The sequence below is a fragment of the Actinacidiphila sp. bgisy167 genome (assembly GCF_965342175.1).
Taxonomy (GTDB): Bacteria; Actinomycetota; Actinomycetes; order Streptomycetales; family Streptomycetaceae; genus Actinacidiphila.
Genome location: NZ_CBDRBL010000055.1, coordinates 19582 through 45343, shown reverse-complemented (window position 1 = coordinate 45343; position 25762 = coordinate 19582). Strand labels below are relative to the sequence as shown.

Here is a 25762-nt window from a genome sequence, read left to right as displayed (position 1 = left end):
GGGGGGGGGGGAGCGGGTCCCCCCCCGCTGGCCAGTGATCGTGCTGCGCACGCCCAAGGGCTGGACGGGCCCTGCCGAGGTCGACGGCCTGCCCGTGGAGGGCACATGGCGCGCCCACCAGGTGCCGATGGCGGCCGTCCGCGACAACCCGCAGCATCTGCGGCAGCTCGAGGAGTGGATGCGCTCGTACCGGCCGCAGGAGCTGTTCGACGAGCACGGCGCCCCCACGGCTCAGGTGCTGGCCTGCGTCCCCGAGGGCGACCTGCGCCTCGGTGCCACCCCGTACGCCAACGGCGGGTTGCTGCTGCGGGCCCTGCCCGTGCCGCCGCTGGAGCGGTTCGCCGTCGCGCTCGACAAGCCGGGCGTGACCCGGCACGAGCCCACCCGCATCCTGGGCGGCCTGCTGGAACGCGTCATGGCCGACACCGCCGAACGCCGCGACTTCCGGCTCGTCGGCCCCGACGAGACCGCCTCCAACCGGCTCCAGGCCGTCTTCGAGGCCAGCGGGAAGGCCTGGCAGTCCGAGATCCTGCCCGTCGACGAGAACCTCGACCGGCACGGCCGCGTCATGGAGATCCTCTCCGAGCACACCTGCCAGGGCTGGCTGGAGGGCTACCTCCTCACCGGCAGGCACGGGTTCTTCTCCTGCTACGAGGCCTTCGTCCACATCGTCGACTCGATGGTCAACCAGCACATCAAGTGGCTGCGCACCACCCGGGCGCTGCCCTGGCGCCGCCCCATCGCCTCCCTGAACTACCTTCTGACCTCGCACGTGTGGCGGCAGGACCACAACGGCTTCTCGCACCAGGACCCCGGCTTCATCGACCACATCCTCAACAAGGCGCCCGAGGTCGTGCGGGTCTACCTGCCGCCGGACGCCAACACCCTGTTGTCCATCGCCGAGCACGTGCTGCACAGCCGCGACTACGTCAACGTCGTCGTCGCCGGGAAGCAGCCGACCTTCGACTGGCTCGACCTCGACGCCGCCCGCGCCCACTGCGCCCGCGGCGCCGGCGTGTGGCCGTGGGCGGGCACCGAGGACGGCACGCGGGAGCCGGACGTCGTCCTCGCCTGCGCGGGGGACGTCCCCACCTTGGAGGTGATGGCGGCCGCCTCGCTGATCCGCCGCCTCCTGCCCCAGCTCGCCGTACGCGTGGTCAACGTGGTCGATCTCGCCCGGCTCCTGCCCAAGGAGGAGCACCCCCACGGCATGGCGGACGCTGAGTACGACGCGCTCTTCACCCGCGACAAGCCGGTGATCTTCGCCTACCACGGCTATCCGTGGCTCATCCACCGCCTCGCCTACCGCCGTGCCGGCCACGCCCACCTGCATGTGCGCGGCTACAAGGAGATCGGAACCACCACCACGCCCTTCGACATGGTCGTCCGCAACGACCTCGACCGCTTCCGGCTGGTCATGGACGTCATCGACCGTGTGCCGGGGCTCGCGGTGCGAGCCGCCCCGGTATGGCAGCTCATGGAGGACGCCCGGTTGCGGCACCACGCGTGGATCCGCGAGCACGGCGTGGACCTGCCGGAGGTCGTCGACTGGACCTGGACCGGGCAGTGACCGGCTGACGCCGGGGCCCGCCGCCGGGGGCTCGTCCGGCGCACCCGTCCGGCGGTCGACCCCCGAGGGACGGCGACCGACGGCGCGCCGCCGGTCGCACCCGTTCGGCCTCAAGGGCGCGCCTGCCGTGCCCTGGTCCGCCTCTCCGAACCGGGCCAGGGCCAGTGCCCCCGCGATCGACGGCACGACCGAGCACCGCCGGCGGCGCCCGGTCGTGCCATGTGGAGTCCCCCCGCCGCACCACTCCGAAAACCGCGGGCCACAGGGACTCGGTGATGACCGTCGCGGCCGTCGCGGCGGTCACCGAGCCCGCCGGCTCATGCCTGCTCCACTGCGAGGGACGCACGGGTACCGACGCCCCGCGACAAGGTCGGCGGCTCACCCCTGCGGAGGATCGGGAATGCCGTGTTCGCGGCGATATGATCCGCCAGGGCGGGTCCGGTGCCGACAGCGAGGAGCGAGGCGTGGTGACGAGTCGGCGGGCCGTGGCGGCCGTGTCCGCCCTCATGGCGGTCGGGTGCCTCGTCGCCTGCGACGCGGGAGGCGGCGGCGAGCGGGCACGTCCCGCGTCCCCCGCTCCCGGTTCGCCCTCCGTGCCCCCAGCGGGCAGCGGCTCGACAGGCGGCGCGCCCTCCCCCCGGCCGCACGCGTACGAGGTGTCCGGCGTCAAGGCGTTGAGCGTGCGCAATGTGAACGGCACGGTGCGCGTCACCGCCGGGAGCGGTCCGGTGTCGGTGGTGGAGACGCTGGAGTACGGCGCCGTCGAACCCACCACCGGGCACCAGGTGAAGGACGGCACCCTGGAGCTGACCGGGTCCGGCTGCGGCGGCGCCAGCCCCTGCCGGGTCGACTTCACGGTGACGGTCCCGGCCGCCGTCCCCGTCACCGTCAGGCTCGACAACGGCGACGTGGACGTCGAGGGACTGACCGGGACGCTGAACCTCACGACCGGCAACGGCACGGTCAAGGGCGTCTCGCTGGGCGCCCGCGAGGCGACGCTCAGGAGCGGGAACGGCATGGTCGAGGCCGCGTTCACCGCCGCTCCGTACGATGTCGACGCCGGCACCGGGAACGGCGCGGTCACGGTCACGGTGCCCGCGGGCCGCTCCTACGACGTCCGGGCCACGGCCGAGGTCGGGATGCGGCAGGTGGACGCGCCGACCGACCCCTCGTCGCCGTACCGGATCACCGCGACCACCCGGGCCGGCGTCGTCACCGTGCGCACGGGATGACCGCCCCGCAGGCCCTGGCACGGGGCCGCGAGGGACGGGTCCGCCCTTGATTGACTTCGCCGAGCGCCCGGGTAGGGTTCGAGCCGTGCCGCCGCCCAACGACATGGACCGGTCCGGCGCCCGGCGCGCGAGGCGGGGCTTACGTCGCACCGGCACGGCTCTGACGGGCGGGGGCACGAAGGGCATCGGCGCCGTGGTGACCGATGCCCCGGCGGACACGACGACCCGCACCTCGCGGCGCGAGGCCGGGGTGGAGGTGGTCGAGGTATGAGGCTCACGATTCTCGGCGGCGGGGGCTTCCGCGTCCCGCTGGTGTACCGCGCCCTGCTGGAGGACCGCGCGGAGGGGCGCGTCACCCACGTCGCCCTGCACGACCTGGACCCAGCCCGCCTGGACGCCGTCGTCAGGGTGCTGCGCCGGCAGGCGCGGGACCGCCCCGACGCGCCCGAGGTCACCGTCACCACCGACCTCGACGAGGCGGTGACCGGGGCCGACTTCGTGTTCTCCGCGATCCGTGTCGGCGGCCTCGCCGGACGCGTCGTCGACGAGCACGTCGCCCTCGACGAGGGCGTCCTCGGTCAGGAGACGGTCGGCGCCGGAGGCATCGCCTACGGGCTGCGCACCGTCCCCGTCGCCGTCGACATCGCCCGCCGCGTCGCGCGGCTCGCCCCCGGCGCCTGGGTCATCAACTTCACCAACCCCGCGGGCCTGGTCACCGAGGCGATGTCCCGCCACCTCGGCGACCGCGTCATCGGCATCTGCGACTCGCCCGTCGGCCTGGGCAGGCGCGTGGCGCGAGCCCTCGGCGTCGATCCCGGCCGCGCCCGGCTCGACTACGCGGGACTGAACCACCTCGGCTGGCTGCGGGCGGTCCGCGTCGACGGCGTCGACCTGCTTCCGCGACTGCTGGCCGACGACGGGGCGCTCGCCTCCTTCGAGGAGGGCAGGCTCTTCGGCGCCGACTGGCTGCGCGCCCTCGGCTCGGTGCCCAACGAGTACCTGAACTACTACTACTCCACCCGCGAGGCCGTCGCCGCCGCCCGCGGCGCCGAGCACACCCGCGGCGCCTTCCTCCTGGAGCAGCAGCGGCGCTTCTACGACACGATGCGGGCCCCGGGCACCGAGCCTTTCGCCGCCTGGGACGCCGCCCGCCTGGAACGCGAGACCACCTACGGGGCGGACGTCCGGGAAGCCGCGGGAGCGGGCGAACGCGACGCGGACGACCTGGAGTCCGGCGGCTACGAGAAGGTCGCCCTCGCCCTCATGCGGGCCATCGCCCTCGACGAGCGGACGACCCTGATCCTCAACGTCCGCAACCGGCGCGCCCTCGAACCGCTCGACGCGGAGGCCGTCGTCGAGGTGCCCTGCCACGTCGACGCCAACGGCGCCCGCCCGGTCGTCGGCGACCCGCTGCCCGGACACGCCGTCGGCCTGGTCACCACCGTCAAGGCGGTCGAACGCGACGTCATCGCCGCCGCCACCACCGGCGACCGGGCCGCCGCCCTGCGCGCCTTCGCGCTCCATCCGCTCGTGGACTCCGTGGCCGTCGCCCGGCGGCTTCTCGACGGCTACCGCGAGCGCCTTCCCGGCCTGGCCTACCTCCGGGACTGAGCCGGACGCGGCCGACGGCGCGCGCCAACAAGCGCGCGGTTGACGGAACCGGCGAAACGCCGGTTCCGTCATCCGCCTCCGTGCCCACGGCTCGTGGCCGCCATCGCTTTCGAGACGCGCGCCACCGGCGCGGGCCTTTGGGCGGCGGCTTCAGCGCGCGGCGCCGAAGTCCTGCGTCCAGTAGTTCCCGGGCTGCGCCAGCGCGATCCCTATTTCCTTGAAGGAGCAGTCCAGTATGTTCCGCTTGTGATCCGGACTGGCCATCCAGGCGCGCATCACGCTGGACGCGGAGGAGTAGCCGTAGGCCACGTTCTCGCCGTAACGGCTCCAGTCGTAGCCCTCGGAGGAGATGCGGTCGGCGGGGGACGAACCGTCGGAGCCGGTGTGCGACATGGCGTGCTGGGAGGCCATGTCCTTGCTGTGGTCCTGCGCGGCCTCGGTCAGCTTGGGGTTGGCCTTCAGGGCCGTGCAGCCGGCCTTGGCCCGCTCCTTGTTGACCAGGCTGAGGACGGTGGCCGGGGCTCCCTTCAGCGCCGCGCCCGAACTCGCGGCCTGGGAGGCCGGCGCGGCGGACGGCGCCGATGAGGGCGCGGGGGCCGGCGCCGCGGGTGCGGCGGCGGACGCCCAGGACGGCTTCCCGCCCCACCAGGGGCCGCGCTTCGTCCACGTCCCACCGGAGGACAGATCGGCGAACCCGCCCGCGGAACCCCTCCACGACCCGCCCCAGGCGCCGTGGTCCCCGCGCCCCTTGACCTCGGTCTGAACCTGGGAAGCGGCCTGGGAGGGGCTCTGGGCCCGGGGGCCGCCGTAACGGGGGCCCTGCTGGGCGCCGACGCAGGCCATGGCCACCGACGGCACGCCCGCGGCGGCCACGGCGAGGACGGCGACGGTGGTCTTCCGGAAGGGCATCGCCCGGCGGTTCTTCGTCATCAGCGAGACCTCACTCAAGGGTTCGGCGTGCGAGTTCACAACCCGTGTGAGCCGCGGCGGCTGGCGGGCCCGGCCATTGTGTGGACGGCCCCGGACTTCGGGCAATGAAAGATCGTTACTACGCGCACTCGTAGCGGCGGCGCCTCTTGCACCGGGCGTCCGGGCGTGTCCGGTGGCCGGACCCGGCACTCGGAGACAACCTGATGATCAGTCAGAAGCTATGCCCCTGGGGAGGCTTCGCCCATGGTGTCGCGTGGTCTCGACGGCTGTCGCCCCCTGTGCGGAATATGTCCTATTTCGTCATGGATAGCAGCTATATGGTGTGTGCGCCCCGGCTACTAAGAAGCACCGTAACCACCCCATCCAGCGTGAGGGACCTCACAGGGCGTCCCGGAACAGTTGCCGCGGTGGCCGTCGCCGTCGCACCGCACGGCACAATCACCGCATGCGACACATCCTTGTCATCGGCATCGGCGCGGGGGATCCCGAACACCTCACCCTTCAGGCGGTCAAAGCGATCGCCCGTACGGACGTCTTCCTCGTCCTGGGGAAGCCGGAGGAGCGCCAGGACCTGATCCGCCTGCGCCGGCAGATGCTCGACGACCACGCGCGCCCCGGCCACCGGCTGGTGGAGGTCCCCGACGCCGAGCGGGACCGCGCCGCACCCGGTTACGCGGAGGCGGTCGAGGACTGGCGCCGCCGCCGCGCCGACCTGGTGGCGGACCTCCTCGACGCCCACCTCGGCCCCGGCGAGACGGGCGCCTTCCTGGTCTGGGGAGACCCCTCCCTCTACGACAGCGTGATCGCCGTCGTCGAGGAGGTTCTCGCCCGGCGGCCCGGCTCCTTCACCCATGAGGTCGTCCCCGGCATCAGCAGCGTCGCCGCCCTCGCGGCCCGGCACCGGCTCACCCTGACCCGGGTCGGCCGCCCCCTGCAGATCACCACCGGCCGCCGCCTCGCCGAGGGATTCCCGAAGGACGCCGACGACGTGGTGGTCATGCTCGACGGCCGCGCTGCCTTCGCTGAGATCGACCCGGAGGGCCTGGACATCCATTACGGCGCGTATGTCGGCACCGAGGACGAGATCCTCATCTCGGGCCCGCTCGCCGAGACCTCGGAGCGCATCCTCCGGGCCCGCACCGAGGCCCGGGAACGCAAGGGCTGGATCATGGACACCTATCTGCTGCGCCGCCGTCCCGACAGCACCGGCTGAGCCGGCGCGGAGCCCGCCCGGCCGGTTCCGGAGCGCCCCGGGGGTGGCCGGCGAGCAACCCGGGGCGCCGGCCCCGGGGCGAGCCGCCCGGCCGGGTCGCGCGGAGCGCGCGCCCCGCTCCACGGTGCGGCTGGAGGGGACGGGGCCCGTCCTCGTGGCGTCAGACGCCTGGACGGGCTGTGTTCCAGCCGCGTTCCAGGAGGTCGAAGGCGCTCTCGACGGCCGTCCGGGGATCGCCGCCCGTGCGGGCGAGGGCGGCGGCCTCGAGGGTGAAATGGGCCAGCGCCCGACAGGTGGGGTCGCCCTGGGGGGCGCCGCTCGCCTCGCTGACGGCCTGCGCGAGCGCGTCCTCGTGCCGCATCCACATGCGGTGCGCGTACTCGCTCAACGCCGGGGTCGTGTCGATGAGTTCGATGAACCGCGCCATCCCCGCGTCCTGGGAGACGTCGGCCCTGGCCAGGACGTATTCCCGGAGTGCGGACAGGATCGGCTGTCCGGCGGGGCGCTTGCGGACGGCGTCGAGCAGGCTCGTCTCCCGGTCGGCGTCCATGTCGAAGACGAGCGCCTCCTTGCTGGGAAAGTGCTTGAACAGCGTGGCGGTCGAGACATCGGCGGCGTCGGCGACCTCGCGGATTCCCACGTTCTCGTAGCCGCGATCCAGGAACAGGCGCAGTGCCGCGTCGGCGATGGCCTTGCGGGTCGCCGCCTTCTTGCGCTCGCGGCGTCCCGGTGTCTGCGGTTCGCGGATCTGTGTCGCTCCCATGCCCGCCACCCTACCCCGATGCGAGTCCAATCAAAAAGTAGAGTCGTTGCACTTTTAGAGTTGTTGTGCTTCTGTGGCGTGGTCGCCGTCGGGCCCTACCGGCCGCCGGCCTCCCCTCCTCTTCTGCCTCACGCCTCTGAGGGAGCGACTTCGCCATGTCCACGTCTCCACCGCCGTCGACGTCTGCAGTGTCTCCGACGCCTCCGGCGTCCCCTGCCGGCTTCGCGACGGCCACGGAAGGCCCGCCCAGGAACGTCCGCTGGGTGCTGGCCGGCGTCATGCTCGCCATGCTGCTGTCGATGTTCGACACCATGGTGGTGGGCACCGCGATGCCCACGATCGTGGGCGACATCGGCGGTCTGGAGCACATCTCCTGGGTGGTGACCGCCTACACCCTGGCAACCGCCGTGACCACCCCGATCTGGGGCAAGTGCGGCGACCTCTACGGCCGCAAGCCGGTGTATCTGGCCTCGATCGTCGTGTTCCTCGTCGGCTCCGCGCTCTGCGGCGCCTCCCGGTCCATGTCCGAACTGATCGCCAGTCGCTCGCTGCAGGGCGTCGGCGCGGGCGGCGTCGGCGCGGGCGCTTTCGCTCTCATCGCCGTTCTCGTACCGCCGCGCGAACGCGGCAGGTACCAGGGCATGACCGCCTCCGTCATGGCCGCCGGGGCCATCGGCGGTCCGCTGATCGGCGGCCTCGTCACCGGGCACTGGGGCTGGCGCTGGGCCTTCTACGTCAACCTGCCGCTCGGCCTGCTCGCCCTGGCGTGGCTGTGGCGGCTGCTGCACGTACCCGCCCGGCGCGTCAGGGCGAGGACCGACTGGCCGGGCATCGCCCTGCTGACCGTCACGATCAGCGCGACCGTGCTGGCCGCCACCTGGGCCGGCACCACCTACGCGTGGGGCTCCTGGCAGATCCTCACCGCGGGCGCCGTCGCCGTGCTCGGACTGGCCCTGTTCGTCCGCGTGCAGCGGCGGGCCGCGGAGCCGGTACTGCCGCTGGCGATCTTCACCGGACACCGCAACTTCCCGCTGGCGACCCTCCTGCTGCTGGCGGCCGGAGTCGTGACCTTTGGCACCGGCCTCTACCTGCCGCTGTTCCAGCAGACCGTACAGGGCGCCTCGGCCGCCGACTCCGGTCTCGCGATGCTGCCGCTGATGATCCCCGTCGTGGTGGTCTCCACCGTCGCGGGCAAGGTCATGTCCGCCACCGGCAGATACAAGATCTTCCCCGTCCTCGGCGCCGGTTTCCTCACCGTCGGACTCGGGCTTCTCGCGACGATGGGGACCGGGACACCAAGGCTCCTGACCTGTGGCTACATGGTTCTCCTCGGTACCGGGCTCGGCCTCACCCAGCAGATGGCAGGCACCATCGCCCAGAACAGCGTCTCCCTACGCGACATGGGAGCCGCCATGAGCGCGGTCACGCTCTTCCGCTCCTTGGGCGGATCCCTGGGCGTCGCCGTCTTCGGCTCCCTGTTCACCCGCAGCGTCCGGTCCCACCTTCCCGGCGCCGCCGGCGGCGCCGGGAGCCAGGCGTACGCACTGGCCCGCCTGCCCGCGGGGGCCCGGGACGCCTACCTCAGGGCGGTCACCGGCGGCACCCACCAGATCTTCCTCACCGGGGCCGCTCTGTGCGCGGCCGCCTTCGTCGCGGCGCTCTGCGTCGTCGAGACCCCGCTCCGCACGGCAGGACCGCCGAACGGCGCGCAGAACACCGCCACGTCGGGCCCGACACCGGCTGAGGCGCCCTGATCCACTACCGCGCCATGCCGCGGGCCGGGGCGTCGTGGACCGCGCCCCGGCCACGGACGGCCCGGGACCGAGGCGCGGCCAAGTGCGGTCGTCGCTCCACGCCGAGAGCGGATCCGCTAGGAGATCGTCTCGCTGGGCGATCGACGGTCCGTGACGCCGGACCGGGCTGTCGGTGGACAATCCACGTGCACTGATCGATCACGTCGGGGAACACTGTGCCGATGAACTCCGCAGCCTCCCAGACATCGCAGGAACGGGCCCTTCGGCATGTCGGTGACCTGGCGTCGGGCCCTCCGATGGACCCGGCGCTGCGGGTGACCCTCAACTTCCACCCGGACCGTCTGCTGCGCGGCAAGCCGATCCTGGACGCCATGGCCGAGGACGGCGTCTATCGCTCGCAGTTCGTCACGGGGACCAGCAACGGCGGACTGACCGCGTATCCGGGCGGCGACCGGTGGCGCTGGGAGAGCCGGATCTTCGACGGGGCGTACGACGAAGCGACCCCTCATGAACGGCCCGTCTACGGGGCGTTGAATTTCCGTCGCAAACCAGTCGGCGGGGCGCCGCGGTTCGGCTCCGCTCACTTCCGGCTGGCTGCCGAGACGCTGGCGCGGACCACGTTCTGCTACCCGGACAGTTTCCTCGAACCTTCGGATTTCGGTGTCGCGGACCGCATGGGGCTCATCGGGCTTGCCCTCGCTGATCGTCAGGACGAGCTTGACGACTACATCGAGGCGCAGGTGCATGGGCCGGTCCGGCCGAGTGCCGACGTTGAGGCGCTGGTCCTGGACCCCTGCTACCGAGGCACGACAGTCGAGGCTGCGGCACTGCGTCTTGGCTGCCCGGTGGAGTGGCACCCCGGCTTCCGGCTCGGGGTTGAAGAACTCCGACGTCACCCGGACTACCGCGGCCAGGAATACGTCGCCTTGGGCACGCAGGTCGCGGTCGACGGCGTGCTCGATCCTCGGATCGTCGGAGATGCCGCACGTGCTGGTCTCCATGACCCGCAGGCCGTCAAGAAGGTGTGGCACTACCTGGCGCGGTTCGGGGCGCGATGGAAGGCCAGTGGCGGACCGGTGACTCCGGCACCGGTGGAGGGGACAGTACTCGACGGCCTTCGTTGACGGGCTGGTGCCGGAGGGGCTGTGGGAACGGTCCCGGGCTGAAGAACCGTCGATCCCCACGAGGCCGCGAGGCGGTGGCCGCTCACGGCTCGATCAGACCGGCCCGGATCGCGTACCGGGTGAGCTCGAGGCGGTCGCGCAGGCCCAGCTTCTGGAGGATGTTGGCGCGGTGCCGCTCGACCGTCTTGGCGCTGATGTAGAGGATGTCCCCGATCTCCTTGGAGGTGTGGCCCTCCGCGACCAGCTTCAGGATCTCCTCCTCCCGGTCGGTGACGGCTCGCGCGGGCAGCGGCTCGCCCTGCCGGGCGCGTTCCAGGAAGTTGCGCACCAGCGCGGTGACCGCCCCCGGATAGATGAACGGCTCGTCGCGCACCGCCGCCCGGCAGGCCTCCACGAGGTCGCGGTCGGCGACGGACTTGGGGACGTAGCCGCTGGCCCCCGCGCGCAGGGCCTCGAAGAAGAACTGCTCGTTGTCGTGCATCGTCAGCATGAGGGTCCGCAAACCGGGCCGCAGCCGGGACAGTTCGCGCGCCGCCTGGAGCCCGGTGAGGCGGGGCATGGCGATGTCGAGTACGGCCAGGTCGAGTTCGTGGGCGCGGGCCTGCTCGATGGCCTCGGCGCCGTCCCCGGCCTCCGCGACGACGCTCAGGTCCGGTTCGTCGTCGAGGATCATCCGCACGCCGCGGCGCACCAGAGCGTGGTCGTCGGCGAGCAGGATGCGGGTCTTCGTCGCCCCGGGCACGGTCAGTGGTCCTCCTCGCGCACGGGTACGTCGAGCCGCACCTCGGTGCCGCCACCGGGTCCCGGACCCAGCGCGAGGCGCGCCCCGACCAGCAGCGCGCGTTCGCGCATCCCCCGGATCCCGGCGCCCTCCGGGGCGGCGCCGAGGCCCTTGCCGTCGTCGCGTACGGTCAGGCGTGCACCCTCGGCGGTGCGTACCAGTCGGAGGTCCACCCGGCCCGCATGGGCATGGCGCACGGTGTTGGTCAGGCCCTCCTGGGCGACCCGGTACAGGACCAGCTCGGTCTGCTCGTCCAGGGCGGGCAGTTCGGGGTCGAGGCGGAGCCCCACCGCCAGTGCCGGGGAGGTGAACTCGGCGGTCAGCGCCCGCAGCGCGCTGGGCAGGCCGAGCTCCTCCAGAACTCCGGGCCGCAGCCGGCGGGCGATGCGGCGGATCTCCTCCAGGCTGCCGCGGGTGGTCTCGCGGACCTGGTGCAGCTCCTCGCGCAGCGGGCCGGGGGCAAGTTCGGAGACGTGCTTGAGCTGGAGCAGCACCGCGGTGAGCGTCTGCCCGACCTCGTCGTGCAGCTCCTGGGCGATGCGCTGCCGCTCGGCCTCCTGGCCGGAGAGCACACGGGCACTGCCGGCCGCCTGCTCGCTCTCCAGCCGGTCGAGCATGGTGTTGAACGTGGTGATGAGTTCGGCGATCTCGCCGTGCCCGGCGGCGGCCGGCCGGCTCCCGGGCCGCAGCAGGTCCGCCGCGGCCATGGCTCGGGTCAGCCGGCGCAGCGGCGCCAGCGCGACGCGGAGCAGCACGGCGTTGGCGACCAGCATCACGACCAGGCCCGCCAGGATCACCGCCGCCTCGGCGGGCCGGACGGGGGAGGAGACGGTGACCGGACCCAGCAGCAGTATCGCCGCCGCCGTCAGCACGACGACGTTGAGCAGGAAGATCCGCCAGAACAGCGACACGGGCCAGGTCCTCCTCTCGGGTGTCGCGCGGAACGGGAACCGCCGTGGCGCGCCGTGCGGGGCGCACCAGGGCGGAGGTCAGTCCCCGGTGACGGGGGAGGGCGTCCGCTCCGGCTCGGCCCCGCTCTTGCGCGCCCGGGCCAGGCGCCCGGAGAGGGCGTTGGCCAGCGGCTCGGTGTAGCGAGCCGTCAGCGGGCCGAAGACGACCAGCAGCAGGACGTACGCCGTCGCCAGCGGGCCCAGCGCGGGCTCGATGCCCGCCGTGACCCCGAGTCCCGCGATGACGATGGAGAACTCGCCCCGCGCCACGAGTGCGCCGCCCGCACGCCACCTGCCCGGCGCCGCGACTCCGGCGCGGCGCGCCGCCCAGTAGCCGGTGGCGATCTTGGTGAGCGCGGTGACGATCGCCAGTGCCAGCGCCGGCAGCAGGACCGGCGGGATGCTCGCCGGGTCGGTGTGCAGACCGAAGAAGACGAAGAACACGGCCGCGAACAGGTCGCGCAGCGGGCTCAGCAGCGAGTGGGCGCCCTCGGCGACCTCCCCGGACAGCGCGATGCCCACCAGGAACGCCCCCACTGCCGCCGACACCTGCAGTTGCTGGGCGATGCCCGCCACCAGCAGCGTCAGGCCGAGAACGACCAGCAGGAGCTTCTCCGGGTCGTCGCTGGAGACGAACCGGGAGATCACCCGCCCGAAGCGGACCGCGATCAGCAGCACCAGGCCCGCGGCGCCCAGCGCCACGGCCAGCGTCACACTGCCCGCCGCCCAGCCGACACCGGCCAGCAGGGCGGTGAGGATCGGCAGGTACACCGCCATCGCCAGGTCCTCGAGGACGAGGATGCTCAGGATGACCGGTGTCTCGCGGTTGCCGAGCCGTTCGAGATCGCCCAGGACCTTGGCGATGACCCCGGAGGACGAGATCCACGTGACACCCGCCAGGACGACCGCGGCCACCGGCCCCCAGCCCAGCAGAAGCGCCGCCGCCGCGCCGGGCAGGGCGTTGAACGCGATGTCGACCAGACCGGAGGGGTACTGCGTCCGCAGGTTCCCGATCAGGTCGCTCGCGGTGTACTCCAGGCCCAGCATCAACAGCAGCAGGATGACGCCGATCTCGGCGCCGATCGCCACGAACTCCTCACTGGTGCCCAGCGGGAGGATGCCGCCCTCGCCGAAGGCGAGACCTGCCAGCAGATAGAGGGGGATGGGAGAGAAGCGCAGTCGCCCGGCGACCCGGCCGAGCAGGCCGAGACCGAGGATGATGGCGCCGAACTCGATGAGGAAGACCGCGGAGTGCAAGGGCTCACTCCCGCCCGAGAATGGCGGCGGCGGCCTCGATGCCCTCGCGGGTACCGATGACGATCAGGGTGTCGCCTCCGGACAGGCGGAAGTCCGGGGTGGGGGAGGGGATCGCGTCCGCCCTGCGCAGCACGGCGACGATGGAGGCGCCGGTGTCCGTGCGCATCCGCGTCTCGCCGAGCAGACGGCCGTTCCAGTGCGAGGTGGCGGACAGCTCTATCCGCTCCGCGACCAGTCCGAGGTCGGTGGTGTGCAGCAGGTTCGGGCTGTGGTGCGTCGGCATCAGCGCGTCGATCAGGGATGTGGCCTCGGCCCCGGACAGCCGCAGCGACTGCGCGCACGCGTCGGGGTCGTCGGCGCGGTAGATGTTCACCGTGCGCGATCCGTCGCGGTGGGCGACGACCGACAGATGGCGCCGGTCCCGCGTGGTGAGGTCGTACCGGACACCGATGCCCGGTAGTGGTGTCGTGCTCATCCGCGGAGCAGGCACAGCTCTGTTCCCTTCACGGACGGCGCGGCGCCGCCCCTTTCCTTGTCCGTTTCGCCCCCAGCGGGCCTCATCCTTTCATCCGGGCGAAGCGGGCCGGTATGGGTGCTGACACCCATCGCGGACCGCTGTGACGTTTCCCACACCGAGAGGAGGCGCAGGCCGGGGAGCTGGTGCCTCATCCGGGGGCGGCCCTTTCCGCGCTTGAAGATCCGTTCCGGGACCGGTAGTTGTGCGGGGCGGCGCGCCTAGGGTCGGTCGCAGTGCCGGGCTCACGGCGTTGTGACGGGCCCGGTGCGGCAGTCCCGTCCTGACGGAGGTATCCCGAGCATGAGTTCCCACAGGAAACGCCGCCGCGCCCGCCGCGCACCCTCGGCGCGGTCCTGGCCGCTGGCCGCCGCGGTGGCGACGGTGGCCGCGGGATCCCTGGTCGGGGCCGGCGCCCAGTTCGGGAACGACGCAGGCGGCAAGGAGAAGGCCTTCGCGGTGGCCGGGGACCGGGCCGACGGCGCCGCTCCCGTCGCGGCCGAGGCGCCCCCGGAGACCGCCGTCCCGAGCCCCGGCCCGACGGCCGTGAGCCCCAGCGCGTCCACGGAACCGCGGCGGCGCGAGCCGACGCCGCGGCACACCCGGACGCCCACGGCCTCCGCCACGCCCACCCGCACGGTGGTCCCGTCGACCACGGGTGTGACGAAAGGCCCGACGACGGCCGCGACGACAGCCACGGCGACCGCCGACGGCGAGGACCCGGTGGTCGCGCAGATCGTCCGGCTGGTCAACGACGCGCGTGCTTCCGCCGGATGCCGTCCGGTGACGCTCGAGGAGCGGCTCACCGAGGCCGCCCAGGACTACACGGACGTGATGGCCCGCTCGGGAGTCCTCTCCCACACCGGTCCCGACGGGTCCACCATGGCGGGGCGGGTCGAGGCGGCCGGTTACCGGTGGTCGACCCTCGGCGAGAACATAGCCGTGGGCCAGCGGACCGCCGCCGACGTGATGGACGCCTGGATGCACAGTGAGGGACACCGGGCGAACATCCTCAACTGCGCCTTCGAGCAGATCGGCGTCGGCGTGAACACCACGTCCGGGGGCCCCTGGTGGACCCAGGACTTCGGCACGCCCCGCTGAACCGCCGCCCTTCCGCCGTCCTTCCGCCGTCCTTCCGCGTCCTTCCGCCGTCCCGTCGCGTCCCTCCGCCGTCCTTCCGCGTCCGTCCGGCACCGCCCACCGCTCGGGGGCCGCTCCCCGAGATTCACCGCGATCGGCTCAACGCGCCACCTCGCCGGGGCGAGCGATGTCTAATGGGGCCGGCGATGAATGGATTCATTCGTCGCCGCCGACCGCACAGTTGACGTTGCCTCACCGGACAGACAGGAACGGTTGGTTGTACATACCGAGAAAGCCCACACGCTCCGGACGACACGGACTCACCGCCGGCCTGACGGCGCTCGGCCTGTCGCTGCTCACCCTGCTGGGGACGCAGGCGTCCGCCACCGCGCAGACGCCGGCAGACGGGGCGCATCGCGAGACCGCGAACACCGCCAGGGACGACGGCCTGTCCATGGAGCCCTCCTGCTCCGTACCGAAGAAGAACGAGTACGCGTGCTTCGCCCTGCGCCGCACGGACCTCCCCGCCGCCAAGCGGACCTCGCAGCCGACCGGGTACGGCCCCGCCGACCTGCGCAGCGCATACGACCTGCCGGAAGGCGGCGGCGCGGGCCAGACCGTCGCCGTGGTCGCCGCGTACGACGCTCCCACCGCCGAGCAGGACCTGGCCGTGTACCGGGAGCAGTACGGGCTGCCGCCCTGCACCACCGGCAACGGCTGCTTCCGCAAGGTCGACCAGCGCGGCGGCACCGACTACCCGCAGCCCGATCCCGAATGGGCCGGGGAGATCGCGCTCGATCTGGACATGGTCTCGGCCGTGGCCCCGAACGCGCACATCCTGCTGGTCGAGGCCGACAGCGCCGACCGGGACAACCTCGGGGCAGCCGTCGACCAGGCGGTCGCGCTCGGCGCCACGGCCGTCTCCAACTCCTACGGCTCCTACTACGACAGCCTTCCCGGGGGTGGTGAGGACCCCGCGGAGACCACCGACCCGCACTACAACCACCCGGGCGTCGCCATGGTCGTCGCCGCGGGCGACCTGAACTACGGGGTCCCCTATCCCGCCGCTTCCCCCTATGTCACCTCGGTCGGCGGCACCTCCCTCGTCCGTGATCCGAACACTCCCCGCGGATGGTCGGAGTCGGTCTGGAGCAACGGCGCCAAGGGCACCGGCTCGGGGTGCTCCGCCTACCAGGCGAAACCGGCCTTCCAGAAGGACACCGGCTGCCCCCGGCGTACCGTCGCGGACGTCTCGGCGGTCGCGGACCCCGCCACGGGCGTCGCGGTCTACCAGAGCTACGGCCAGAGCGGCTGGCAGGTCTACGGCGGGACCAGCGCCGCCACGCCGATCATCGCCGGCGTCTACGCGGTCGCCGGCACGCCCGCGGCCGACAGCTACCCCAACTCCTACCCCTATGCGGCCTCCAACGGCCTCAACGACGTGACCAGCGGGTCGAACGGCGAGTGCGACTCCTCCTATCTGTGCACCGCGGGCCCGGGCTACGACGGACCGACCGGCCTCGGAACGCCGCGCGGAGTGGGCGCCTTCCGCGGCGGACCGCACGGGGAGATCTCCGGAACGATCACGGACTCGGCCACCGGAAAGCCGGTGGCGGGCGCCGCGGTCTCGGGCGGTGACGTCGTGGTGCACTCCGACGCCTCCGGGGCCTACATCCTGCCGTTGCCGACCGGGACCTATGACATCAACGTCGAGGCCTTCGGCTACGCGAACGCCACCACCGCGGATGTCACGATCGCCGACGGGGCGACCCTGACCAGGGACTACGCCCTCCGCACGGTGCCGAGTCGCACGATCTCGGGCCGGATCACCGACGGCTCCGGGCACGGCTGGCCGCTCTACGCCAAGATCGTCGTGGACGGCTCGCCCGGCGGCCCGGTGTGGAGCGACCCCGCGACCGGTGCGTACAGCCTCACGCTTCCGCGCAACCGCGCGCACACCCTGCGGATCACGGCCTCCCTCCCCGGCTACCGGGAGGTCGTCCGGCAGATCCCGCAGGGAACGGCCGCGCAGGAACTCGACGTTCCGGTCCCCGCCGACGTCTGGTCGGCCGGCGGCCCCGCCTACACGACCAAGCTGACCGGCCCGACCCAGGAGTTCACCAGGGCGGACTCCGCGCCGCAGGGCTGGTCGGTCGTCAACGCCGAGGGGACCGAAGGCGGCTGGACCTTCGACAACCCCGCAGGACGGTCCAACACCACCGGCGGCGACGGGGGCTTCGCGGTGGTCGACAGCGACTACTACGGCTACACCGCGTCCCAGGACTCCAGCCTGGTCAGTCCGCCGTTCGACTTCACCGACGTGGCGGTCCCCGAGGTGGCCTTCGACACCGACCTCGTGCCCTTCCCCGGCCAGACCGCCGACCTCGACGCCAGCACCGACGACGGCGCGACCTGGACGAACATCCGGTCCCTGACCACGGACGCGGCCGGCCCGAGACACTTCGACGTCCCCCTGAGCGCCTACGCGGGCAAGCCCTCCGTCCGCCTGCGGTTCCACTACACCGGCGCCTACGCGCTGTGGTGGGCCGTGGACAACGTCTTCGTCGGCGGCAGGGAACTCACGCCCACCCCGGCCGGTCTCATCAACGGAACCGTCAGCGACGCCAACACCGGCGCGGGGGTGGCGTCCGCCGCCGTCACCTCCCCCGACCTGAGCGCGACCACGGCGGCGACACCCGAGGACTCGAACCTCGGCGACGGCTTCTTCACCCTGGTCGCGCCCCTGGGCCGGCACACCCTCACGGCAGCGGCACCGCACTACACCGAGCGGACCAAGGCGGTCACGGCCCTCGCCGACACGGCCGTCTCCTCCACCTGGAAACTCGTGGCCGGCCAACTGTCCCTGGCCACCGAACCGATCGAGGCGACCGCGGTCCTGGGCAAGCGCACGACCCGCAGACTGACCGTCACCAACACCGGAGGCGCCCCGGCGACCCTGACGCTCTCCGAACGCGCGGGCACCGGCAACACCGAGGAGGGCGCACCCCTGCGGCGCGTCACCCAGCGCCCGCCCGCGCCGTCCGCCGGCGACCGGCGCCCCGCGCCGATCGACGGCCGAACCACCGGGATCGGCGGACGCGCCTCCGCCTCCGCCTCGGCCTCCGCCTCCGCCGAGGCCGGGCCCTCGGGTGATGCCTGGAAGCCCGTCACCGACCTGCCCGTGAGCGTCATGGACAACGCCGTCGACACTCACGACGGCACGGTCTACTCGGCGTACGGGTACGACGGGGAGGAGGACACCGGCGACCTGTACCGGCTCTCCCCCGACACCGGCGCCTGGACCCGGCTCACCGCGTCCGCGCACCCGCGCCGCGCACCCGCGCACGGTTTCATCGACGGCAAGCTGTACGCCGCGGGCGGCTGGGGCGACAGCACCGGCGGCATCGACCCGGGCCTGGACATCTACGACCCGGTCACCAACAGGTGGGCCGACGGCGCCAAGGCGCCCAGGGCCTACGCCGGATCGGGCAGCACCGTCCTCGACGGGAAGCTGTACATGATCGGGGGGTGCTCGGCCGAGAGCTGCGGCACGACCGACGCCCTGGTCTACGACCCGAAGCAGGACCGCTGGTCCGAGATCGCCTCCTATCCGGAGCCCATCGCCTGGCAGTCCTGCGCGGCGATCGGGACGAAGATCTACTGCGCCGGAGGGGAGAGCGGAGGCGCCGTCGCGGTGTCCTCCGCGTACGTCTACGACCCCGCCACCGACCGGTGGTCGTCCCTGCCCGACATGCCGATCCCGCTGTGGGGGGCGGCGCACACCGCCGCCAACGGCCTGCTGCTGATCTCCAGCGGGGTGGCCGAGGACAGCCGGCTGACGAACGAGGGCTTCGCCCTCGACCCCGCGACGGGCACGTGGAGCGCCCTGCCCAACGCCAACACCCCCACGTTCAGAAGCGGCGGCGCGACGGGCTTCTACAAGGTCGGCGGCACCGTCAGCGCCTACGAGCTCGCTCCCACCTCCACGGTCGAGCTGCTGCCCGGCTACGACCAGGAGGGGCTGTCGGAGGTCGGCTGGCTCGGCGAGTCCGCCAAGAAGATCACCCTCGCCCCCGGCCAGAAGACGGTGCTCACGCTCACTTTCGACACGGCCGCACTGGAGGTCGCCCAGCCCGGCGACTACGGCGCCCGGCTGGCCCTGTTCACCGACACCCCCTACGCACTGCCCGACATCCCCGTCGTGCTGCATGTCGACCCGCCGAAGACCTGGGGGAGCATCAGAGGAACGATCCTCGGGGCGACGACCGCGGGTGGCACCGCCCCCCTGGCCGGCGCCACCGTGCAGATCGACAGCTGGACCGGCTCCCACACGCTGACCACGCGCCAGGACGGCACGTTCGGACTGTGGCTCGACACCCGTGAGAACCCGCTGACGGTCATCGTCGCCAAGGACGGGTACCGGCCCACCGCGGCCACCGTCCGTCTGAAGAAGGGGGTCGCCGTCGTCCACGACGTCACTCTGAAGCGGGCATAGTGCCCCGAGGCGCCGGTTCGCGTGATCCTGCCGGCGCTTCGCCGAGCGGAGCCGGGCCCGAGCGCGCGCTCCACCGCGTCGTCCGGGACGTCCTCGGAGAGCTCTACTCGTCACGGTGGGCTCACGCACCCCGTGCACCGTCGGACCGCTCCTGCGGGGCCCCGGCCCCCGGGAGGCAGTCCTGCCGCCATTCGGCGGGGGAGAGGCCGTAGACGGCCCGGAAGGCGCGACTGAAGTGCGAGTGGCTGACGAAGCCCCGGCGGTGCGCGACGGCCGCCACGGTCAGCCCGGCGAGTTCGGGGCGTATGAGGTCCTTGCGGCAGGCCTCGAGCCGGAGGCGCTGGATCCACCGGCCGACGGTGGTGGGTTCGTCGCGGAAGAGCTGGTGGAGGTAGCTGACGGAGATCTGGTGCGCCGCCGCGATCGACGCCGGGGAGAGGGTGGGATCGTCCAGGTGGGCGCGGATGTAGGCGCGGACGTGCGGCAGCAGGGCTCGCTCCACCGCGCCGTGGTCTTCAGTGGACCCCTCCAGCGCGACCAGAGCCGTCAGCACGTCGACGATCCCCTGCCGGAGGAATTCCTTGGACGCCGGGGCGCAGCCGCACTGGTTCGGCGCGCAGGTGCAGCGGTGCGTGAGCGTGGCGAGTGCGTCCACGTACGACGCGAGAACTTCGCTGACGCCCCGTTCGGGAGAGAAGGCCCGGCCCGTGGCCAGGCGCAGTGCCGAGTCGGGGAGATCGACCAACTCGCGCGGGACTGTGGCGAGGTGCTGCCGCACGGGGCCGGCGAAGTCCAGTTCATAGGGCTTGCGGGCGTCGAGGAGGACGAGCCGGCCGGCCATGAGCGGGATCTCTCGCCCGTCCTGGGTCGCGACGCCGGCCCCGGCCCTGTGAAGGCTCACGACCAGCGGGCCGTCGCCGCCCGCGTCGATGAGCGGCCCGGTGCGCGCCATCCGCTGCGGGCTCGCCTGGAGGGTTCCGATCTGGACGTCCGCCAGGCACGCCTGGCGTATGGCGCCGTGGATGCCGATCTTCCCGCGCGTGCGGACCTCCAACGGGATGAACGCCTTTCCCACGGCGTCCGTCCAGTACTCGTGCCGCTCGGCGGGTGGCGCGGTGTCGGTGCAGAAGGCTTGGGCCACGATGTCCTCCCGGACGGCCAGGAGCCCGTGGGTCCCTGAAGCCTTCGACGGGCGATGCCGGGGACCCCTTGCTGCCACCGTAACGTTCTGCAGTGGTCGTGGACGGTCCACGGGTGTGACTGCGGGACACCCGCAGTCACGCGGTTCCAGAACTGCGGGATTCCCGTAGGCGGCCAGGTGCGGCGGCTCCGGGGGTTGCCGCACGCTGCGCTGACGTCACCGGCCCGGCCGACGGCTCGGGCCGAGGCCCGGTCGTCTGCGGATGCCCTGCCGATCGCCGTCCGGTCGTGCGGGCACGTCCGTCACTGCGACAGCGGCGGCTGTGTCTGCCGCGCGCCCCGCGACCGCCCGGTGCGCCGCAGTACCGCCTCGCAGCCCGCCCGGTCGTGCAACTGCGCCTGCCGCCATGCGAACGCCTTGACAAGGCGGCGGTAGCGGTAGACACCGGGTGCCACGGTGTCGATGAAGTGGGAGTCGACCAGTTGCTCGAGCGCTGTGACCACCTGACGACGCGGGAGGCCCAGGACGGCCGTTGCCACGTCGACGGTGATGTCCTCGTGGCCCAGGGCGGCGGCCAGCCGGAACACGGCGGTCGCCACGGGGGTGAGGCGGCGCTCGGCCCTGCGGAGCCGATCGCCCACGACATGGCAGTCGTCGTGCATGCTGGCGACGTCTCCCAGCTTCCCCACCAGATCACGCTGCACTTCACCGACAGTCCACCGCGGTCGTGTCAGCAGTCTGCTCGCGGCCACCCGGATGGCCAGGGGCTGTCCCGAGCAGGCGTCGGCCAGTGCGGTGGACGCCTGGGGTTCGCGGAGCAGGCGTTGCCTGCCCGCGAGAGCACCGAGCAGGTCGACCGCGTCCGGAAGCCGCATCTGGCCCACGGTGACCCAGTGGGCGTTCGGCAGGTCCATCCTGCGGACACCTGTGGTCATGATGACCGCGCTGCCGGGGCTCCCCGGCAGCAGGTGCCTGACCTGGTCCCCGTCCTCGGCGTTGTCGAGGAGGACGAGCACGCGTCGGTCGCTGAGGGTCGCCCGCCACAGGGCGGCGCGCTCATGGAGTCCCTCGGGGATCTCGCTCCGGGCCAGGCCGAACGCCCGCAGGAACCCCAGGAGGACAGCGCTCGCATCCTGGCGGTCCTCCTTCCAGGGGTCGAGATCGGCGAAGACCTGGCCGTCCGGATAGCGGTCGCGCAGACAATGGGCCACATGGACGGCGAGGGCCGTCTTCCCGTATCCGGCGAGTCCGGTCACCGCCACCACAGGACTTGCCTCGTTCCCCGAGAGCAAGGCGGAGACCTCCTGGATCTCGGCCGACCTGCCGACGAAGCCCGGCAGATCGGCGGGCAGTTGTGCCGGCCTCGCCGGAGCCGAGGGGGCAGGACGGCTCAGATCGCGATCGCCTCGGAGAACGCGCTGGTGAAGCGACCGCAGTCGCGGACCGGGGTCGACCCCGAGCTCGGCGTCCAAAAGGTCCCGCACCTCGCGGTAGGCGCAGAGTGCCTCTGCTCGCCGGCCGGTCCGGTACAGGGCGAGCAACCGCAGCTCCCACAGCCGTTCACGGAACGGATGGAGCTCCACCTCGGAGGCGATCTCCTCCACCAGACCGGGAGGGACCCCGAGCTCCACATCGCAGGCCATGCGTTCCTCGAGCGCCGCCAGCCGCTCCAGCTCCAGTCTGCCTCTGGCCTCCAGGACGAACTCTCCGTGGGCTCCGGACAGCGCCGGTCCCCGCCACAGTGCCAGCGCCGCGCGCAGGTGCTCCGCCGCCACGGCGACGTCTCCGGCCTTCCGAGCGCCGTGCGCGCGCTCGATCTCTTTCCGGAACACGGCGAGGTCCAGATCCAGCGTACGCTCGCGCAGCGAGTAGCCGCCGTTCCGTGACACGAGGACCGCGTCACGACCCGGGTCTCCTTCCGCCGCCAGTGTCCGGCGCAGCCGGTGGACGTAGGTCCTGACCGTTCCGCCCGCGTGAGCGGGAGCGTTCTCCCCCCACATCTGATGGACCAGTTCGCCGAGGGGCACGGCGTGCGGATGGCGAAGCAGCAGGAGGGCCAGGACAGCGCGCTGCTGCGGCGAACCGAGATCGAGTTCGCTGCCTTCTCGTCGCGCCCGTATTCCGCCGAGCACAGCGAAGTGCAGATCCATCCGGAACGGTCTCCTTCATCCACCCGTGTGCCTGCCGTCGTGCCGGCTGCCCCGATGGACGGTTCACCTCACAACGCATATGCAGGGTCGGGTCCAGGATACGCAAACGTGCGCCGCGCGCCGGTGCCTGTCCGGCATGGCGGCCGCGACGGGATTGTCATGCTCGCATCGTTTCTATGTATATCGCGTTGACAAGGCGCCGCTACGTTCGCAGTGGGTGCGGAACCCGTTGTGATGCGACGAAGAGGATCAGCTTTGAGCTACACCCAGCACGGGAACACCCCTCACCGCCAGGTACTGAGCGTCGGAGGAGGGCCGGTGAGCCTTGTCGCGGCGTGCGACCTGGCGCGCCGGGGGGTCGCAGTCCGCATCGTCGACGCGGCCGCCGCACCCGCCACCGGTTCGCGGGTGAAGGGGCCGCACCCGCGCAGCCTGGAGGTCTTCGACGACCTCCAGGCTGCGGCGCACCGAGGTGCGGCAGGGGGCGTTGCCGGCGCCGCACGCCGCTACGAGGCCGAACGATCTTGGGCGGGAGTGATCTCGACGCCGATGCCGAGGAACCGTCCGCGGCCACGCCGTGCACCCGCATCATGATCGCCCCTCAACTGCATGGGGAAGGCAATGCTCCGTCAGAGAACACCGCGCATCGCAACGGATTCGCCTCTCCGTGAAACGACGTCAATTGCACAACTGGAGATGATGGAAGTGTTCACCATATCCCTGCCGGGCCAACGCGTTCTTGACGTGGAGGTCTCCGGGCCTTCCGACGGGATTCCCCTTGTCTACCATCACGGTTCGTCGACCTCGGGAGAGCAGTTCGGTTTCCTGAAGCGCGCCGCACACGAGCGGGGGCTGCGCCTGGTGTCGTTCTCGCGACCTGGTGTCGGCGGTTCCACGCGCCTGGCCGGCCGTTCGGTCGTGGACTCGGTGAGTGATGTGGCCGCCGTCCTGGACCATCTCGGAGCCTCCCGTTCGCTTCAGTTCGGGTGGTCCGGTGGCGGCCCCCACACCCTGGCTGCCGCGGCCCGGCTGCCGGAACGGGTCACCGGCGCGGCGGTCATGTGCAGTGTGGCCCCGTACGAGGAGCTGGGGGAGAAGTTCTTCGCCGGAATGGGCCAGGACAACGTGGAGGAGTTCAGGGCGGCGCTGGAAGGCGAAGAGGCCATTCGCCCCTCGATGGAGGCGCAAGCTCAAGGAATGCGTTCCGCCGGCTCCGGGGAGGTGCGGGAGATCCTGATGGGTCTGCTCTCTTCAGCCGACCGAGCCCTCGCGACCGAGGAGTTGGCGGCAGACATCGGTGCGAGCTGGGCCGAGAGCCTGCGGAACGGCGTCGACGGATGGGTCGACGAGACGCTTTCCTACCTCGCACCCTGGGGGTTCTCGGTCGAGGAGATAGCGGTGCCCGTCACCGTCTGGCACGGAACCGACGACCTGGCGGCGCCCATCGGCCATGGCGAGTGGCTGGCGAAGCGGATTCCTGGGGCAACCGCGCGCCTGCTCGAGGGACATGGGCACGTGTCGATCCTCCTCACATCGGTCGACCAGGCTCTCGATGAACTCGTGGCCACGCTTGACGACTGACGACTGACGACTGACGACTGACGACTGACGACTGACGACTGACGACTGACGACGACGGCTGACGGCCGGTCCGTACTCCGGGTCGATCACCTCTGCCCCCGAGTCCTTCCTGACGGCCCCCGGTTCTTCTGGCGGGCCGTTTCGGCGTCCAGGAGGTCGTGGGCAGGTGTGCTGCCTCCCCCGCGCCGGCGCGGACCGCAATCGTTCTTCCGCAGGCGCAGCTCATGCGGCCAGCCGGGTGATCAGGCCCCGGATTTCGGCGTAGGTCTTGCCGAGCTCTTCGTGCAGGCCGAAACGTTTGTACTCCAACAACAGTGCTGTCGCGTGTTTGGCCTCGTACACCAAGGCCCGCCAGCGGGCCTGCTCGGTCTGTCCGACCTGGCCGTAACCCTCCCAGAACGCGTCCCGCTCGCTGCCTGGTTTGCGCAGCGCCAAGTAGATCGGCCAGTCCGCTTCCGGGTCTCCCCACCACGTGCGGTCGCAGTCGTATACGCCCGTTACGGTCGGTTTTGGTGCGTCCATGGCCAGCATCGTGTTGCCGACCCAGAGATCACCGTGCAGCAGCCTCGGCTCCGTGACCTCGTCGAGCAGGGCACGGTTGCGGTCGACTACCTCGATCAGTCTGCCGATATCGCCCGCCTCGAGCCCGTTGTGACTGAGATCCGCAGCGGCGAGGTCGAACCAGCTCAGCAGCGCGTCACTCCACCGCTCGTATGTCGGACCGGCGACCCGGCCGAAGCCGGGCCCGCGTACCCGGTGGATCGTGCGGGTGATGCCGCCGAGATCGCTGTAGAACGCGGTGTGCGACGACAGAGGGTAGGAGCCGAGCGCGGAGACTGCGGGTGCCCCGTCGAGAAGCGTTTGGAACAGGTAGTCGCGGCCGATCACCTGGTGCGTGAAGTCGACTGCGAGAGTGCGCGGCAGCAGGCTGGACACCGGCGTGAGGAATGGCACACTGGCGTACTCGTTGCGCATCAGCTCTGGGTCCGCCCGAGCCTGCCGCGAGGGCTCGGGGGCAACCCGCAGGATGACCGGTCGGTCCTGCCCGATGTCCACCCTGTAGGTGTTGTTGTAGTAGCTGTTGCCGAGCTCGACCGCAGAGCGCACTTCGGTGTCCGCGCCAAAAGCTGCGCGGCTGACCGCAAGAATGTCGTTGGCGCTCATCGACTGCTGGAAGTCGCCTGTATTGCGTTCGATGGGTCGGTAGTCCACTCGGAGCATCGTATCCATGCTCCTGGTTCAGATGTCCCTCTGGCAATGGTCAGTGGTCAGCCGAATAGCGTGATGAAGGGCGGTTCGCTCACTGGTGCTCAGCGGATACGCCAATTCCAGAAGCCCTCGTTGCCCAGCCGTCTCGAATGTTGCCTTGTCGCATCCAACGGAGCAAGTGCCTTGCGAACCGTCGAACCTGGAGCCGCCGGTGAACTCGCCCTACCGAACGTGGCGAAGCCAGGGCGAGTTCAACCGGTCGTTGCAACACCGGGCTGCTGTAGTGAGCGCTGTGCGGCCGGACCGGACCGGGCCGGGCCGGGCCGGGGAGCCTGACGGCGGTGCCGCCGCGGCCCGGCCCCCTGCCGCCCTCGCGGCCGTCCCGGCGCGGGGGCCGCGAGGGGCGG

20 protein-coding genes are annotated in these 25762 nt (G+C 71.9%); 11 read left to right on the top strand and 9 right to left on the bottom strand.

The genetic code is table 11. From position 1 onward, the window contains the following. From ACRWND_RS20610 to ACRWND_RS20595, 4 genes are all read left to right on the top strand, one after another. Positions 1-1570 (top strand): phosphoketolase (locus ACRWND_RS20610; RefSeq protein ID WP_431951480.1); only part of this gene is annotated, 1570 nt, incomplete at its 5' end. Positions 1571-2034: 464 nt separating this feature from the next. After that, a complete protein-coding gene (locus ACRWND_RS20605; protein WP_431951478.1) occupies positions 2035-2802 on the top strand; it encodes a hypothetical protein in 768 nt (255 codons plus the stop codon). Between the two features lie 85 nt (positions 2803-2887). Beyond that, the gene (locus ACRWND_RS20600) at positions 2888-3073 is read left to right on the top strand and encodes a hypothetical protein (protein ID WP_431951476.1); all 186 of its coding nucleotides are present in this window, start codon (positions 2888-2890) and stop codon (positions 3071-3073) included. After that, the gene (locus ACRWND_RS20595) at positions 3070-4413 is read left to right on the top strand and encodes a 6-phospho-beta-glucosidase (protein WP_431951474.1); all 1344 of its coding nucleotides are present in this window, start codon (positions 3070-3072) and stop codon (positions 4411-4413) included. The genes ACRWND_RS20600 and ACRWND_RS20595 overlap by 4 nt, the downstream gene beginning before the upstream one ends. Before the next feature lie 150 nt (positions 4414-4563). On the opposite strand, the gene ACRWND_RS20590 is transcribed toward ACRWND_RS20595, so the two are convergent. Then, positions 4564-5343, bottom strand: a complete 780-nt coding sequence (locus tag ACRWND_RS20590; protein WP_431951472.1) for a CAP domain-containing protein — start codon at positions 5341-5343, stop codon at positions 4564-4566. 445 nt (positions 5344-5788) lie between these two features. Between ACRWND_RS20590 and cobF the strand changes: the two genes are divergently transcribed. Beyond that, positions 5789-6556: a precorrin-6A synthase (deacetylating) gene (cobF, locus tag ACRWND_RS20585; protein ID WP_431951470.1), complete on the top strand. Its 768-nt coding sequence runs from the start codon at positions 5789-5791 to the stop codon at positions 6554-6556. A 160-nt stretch (positions 6557-6716) separates the two neighbouring features. Here cobF and ACRWND_RS20580 read toward each other — a convergent pair whose 3' ends face one another. Next, complete coding sequence (locus ACRWND_RS20580; RefSeq protein ID WP_431951468.1) at positions 6717-7319, bottom strand: TetR/AcrR family transcriptional regulator; 603 nt, start codon at positions 7317-7319, stop codon at positions 6717-6719. A 155-nt stretch (positions 7320-7474) separates the two neighbouring features. Between ACRWND_RS20580 and ACRWND_RS20575 the strand changes: the two genes are divergently transcribed. Continuing rightward, positions 7475-9073 carry an MDR family MFS transporter gene (locus ACRWND_RS20575; RefSeq protein WP_431951466.1) on the top strand — a complete coding sequence of 533 codons (1599 nt, stop codon included), beginning with the start codon at positions 7475-7477 and terminating at the stop codon, positions 9071-9073. A 221-nt stretch (positions 9074-9294) separates the two neighbouring features. Continuing rightward, the gene (locus ACRWND_RS20570) at positions 9295-10197 is read left to right on the top strand and encodes a DUF3626 domain-containing protein (RefSeq protein ID WP_431951464.1); all 903 of its coding nucleotides are present in this window, start codon (positions 9295-9297) and stop codon (positions 10195-10197) included. Positions 10198-10279: 82 nt separating this feature from the next. Here ACRWND_RS20570 and ACRWND_RS20565 read toward each other — a convergent pair whose 3' ends face one another. The 4 genes from ACRWND_RS20565 to ACRWND_RS20550 form a co-directional block, all read right to left on the bottom strand. Continuing rightward, positions 10280-10939: a response regulator gene (locus ACRWND_RS20565; RefSeq protein WP_431951462.1), complete on the bottom strand. Its 660-nt coding sequence runs from the start codon at positions 10937-10939 to the stop codon at positions 10280-10282. A gap of 2 nt (positions 10940-10941) precedes the next feature. Next, positions 10942-11889, bottom strand: coding sequence for a sensor histidine kinase (locus tag ACRWND_RS20560; RefSeq protein ID WP_431951460.1), 948 nt, complete (start codon positions 11887-11889; stop codon positions 10942-10944). A 78-nt stretch (positions 11890-11967) separates the two neighbouring features. Next, the gene (locus ACRWND_RS20555) at positions 11968-13185 is read right to left on the bottom strand and encodes a cation:proton antiporter (protein ID WP_431951458.1); all 1218 of its coding nucleotides are present in this window, start codon (positions 13183-13185) and stop codon (positions 11968-11970) included. A gap of 4 nt (positions 13186-13189) precedes the next feature. Then, on the bottom strand, positions 13190-13660 hold the full coding sequence (locus ACRWND_RS20550; RefSeq protein ID WP_431951456.1) for a cation:proton antiporter regulatory subunit: 471 nt from the start codon (positions 13658-13660) through the stop codon (positions 13190-13192). Between the two features lie 342 nt (positions 13661-14002). Between ACRWND_RS20550 and ACRWND_RS20545 the strand changes: the two genes are divergently transcribed. Both ACRWND_RS20545 and ACRWND_RS20540 read left to right on the top strand, forming a co-directional pair. Continuing rightward, on the top strand, positions 14003-14800 hold the full coding sequence (locus ACRWND_RS20545) for a CAP domain-containing protein (RefSeq protein WP_431951454.1): 798 nt from the start codon (positions 14003-14005) through the stop codon (positions 14798-14800). Positions 14801-15056: 256 nt separating this feature from the next. After that, a complete protein-coding gene (locus ACRWND_RS20540; RefSeq protein ID WP_431951452.1) occupies positions 15057-19274 on the top strand; it encodes a Kelch repeat-containing protein in 4218 nt (1405 codons plus the stop codon). Between the two features lie 121 nt (positions 19275-19395). Here the strand turns inward: ACRWND_RS20540 and ACRWND_RS20535 are convergent, their stop codons facing one another. Together ACRWND_RS20535 and ACRWND_RS20530 are read right to left on the bottom strand one after the other, a co-directional pair. Then, on the bottom strand, positions 19396-20415 hold the full coding sequence (locus ACRWND_RS20535) for a helix-turn-helix domain-containing protein (protein WP_431951450.1): 1020 nt from the start codon (positions 20413-20415) through the stop codon (positions 19396-19398). Between the two features lie 302 nt (positions 20416-20717). Next, the gene (locus ACRWND_RS20530) at positions 20718-22565 is read right to left on the bottom strand and encodes a BTAD domain-containing putative transcriptional regulator (protein WP_431951448.1); all 1848 of its coding nucleotides are present in this window, start codon (positions 22563-22565) and stop codon (positions 20718-20720) included. A 234-nt stretch (positions 22566-22799) separates the two neighbouring features. Here ACRWND_RS20530 and ACRWND_RS20525 point away from each other — a divergent pair, with 234 nt between their 5' ends. Further along, the gene (locus ACRWND_RS20525) at positions 22800-23159 is read left to right on the top strand and encodes an FAD-dependent monooxygenase (RefSeq protein ID WP_431951446.1); all 360 of its coding nucleotides are present in this window, start codon (positions 22800-22802) and stop codon (positions 23157-23159) included. 15 nt (positions 23160-23174) lie between these two features. Beyond that, the gene (locus tag ACRWND_RS20520; protein ID WP_431951444.1) at positions 23175-24146 is read left to right on the top strand and encodes an alpha/beta fold hydrolase; all 972 of its coding nucleotides are present in this window, start codon (positions 23175-23177) and stop codon (positions 24144-24146) included. Between the two features lie 222 nt (positions 24147-24368). Here the strand turns inward: ACRWND_RS20520 and ACRWND_RS20515 are convergent, their stop codons facing one another. Continuing rightward, entirely contained in the window at positions 24369-25367 is a 999-nt protein-coding gene (locus ACRWND_RS20515) for a phosphotransferase family protein (RefSeq protein ID WP_431951482.1), read from the bottom strand. Between the last annotated feature and the right edge of the window lie 395 nt (positions 25368-25762).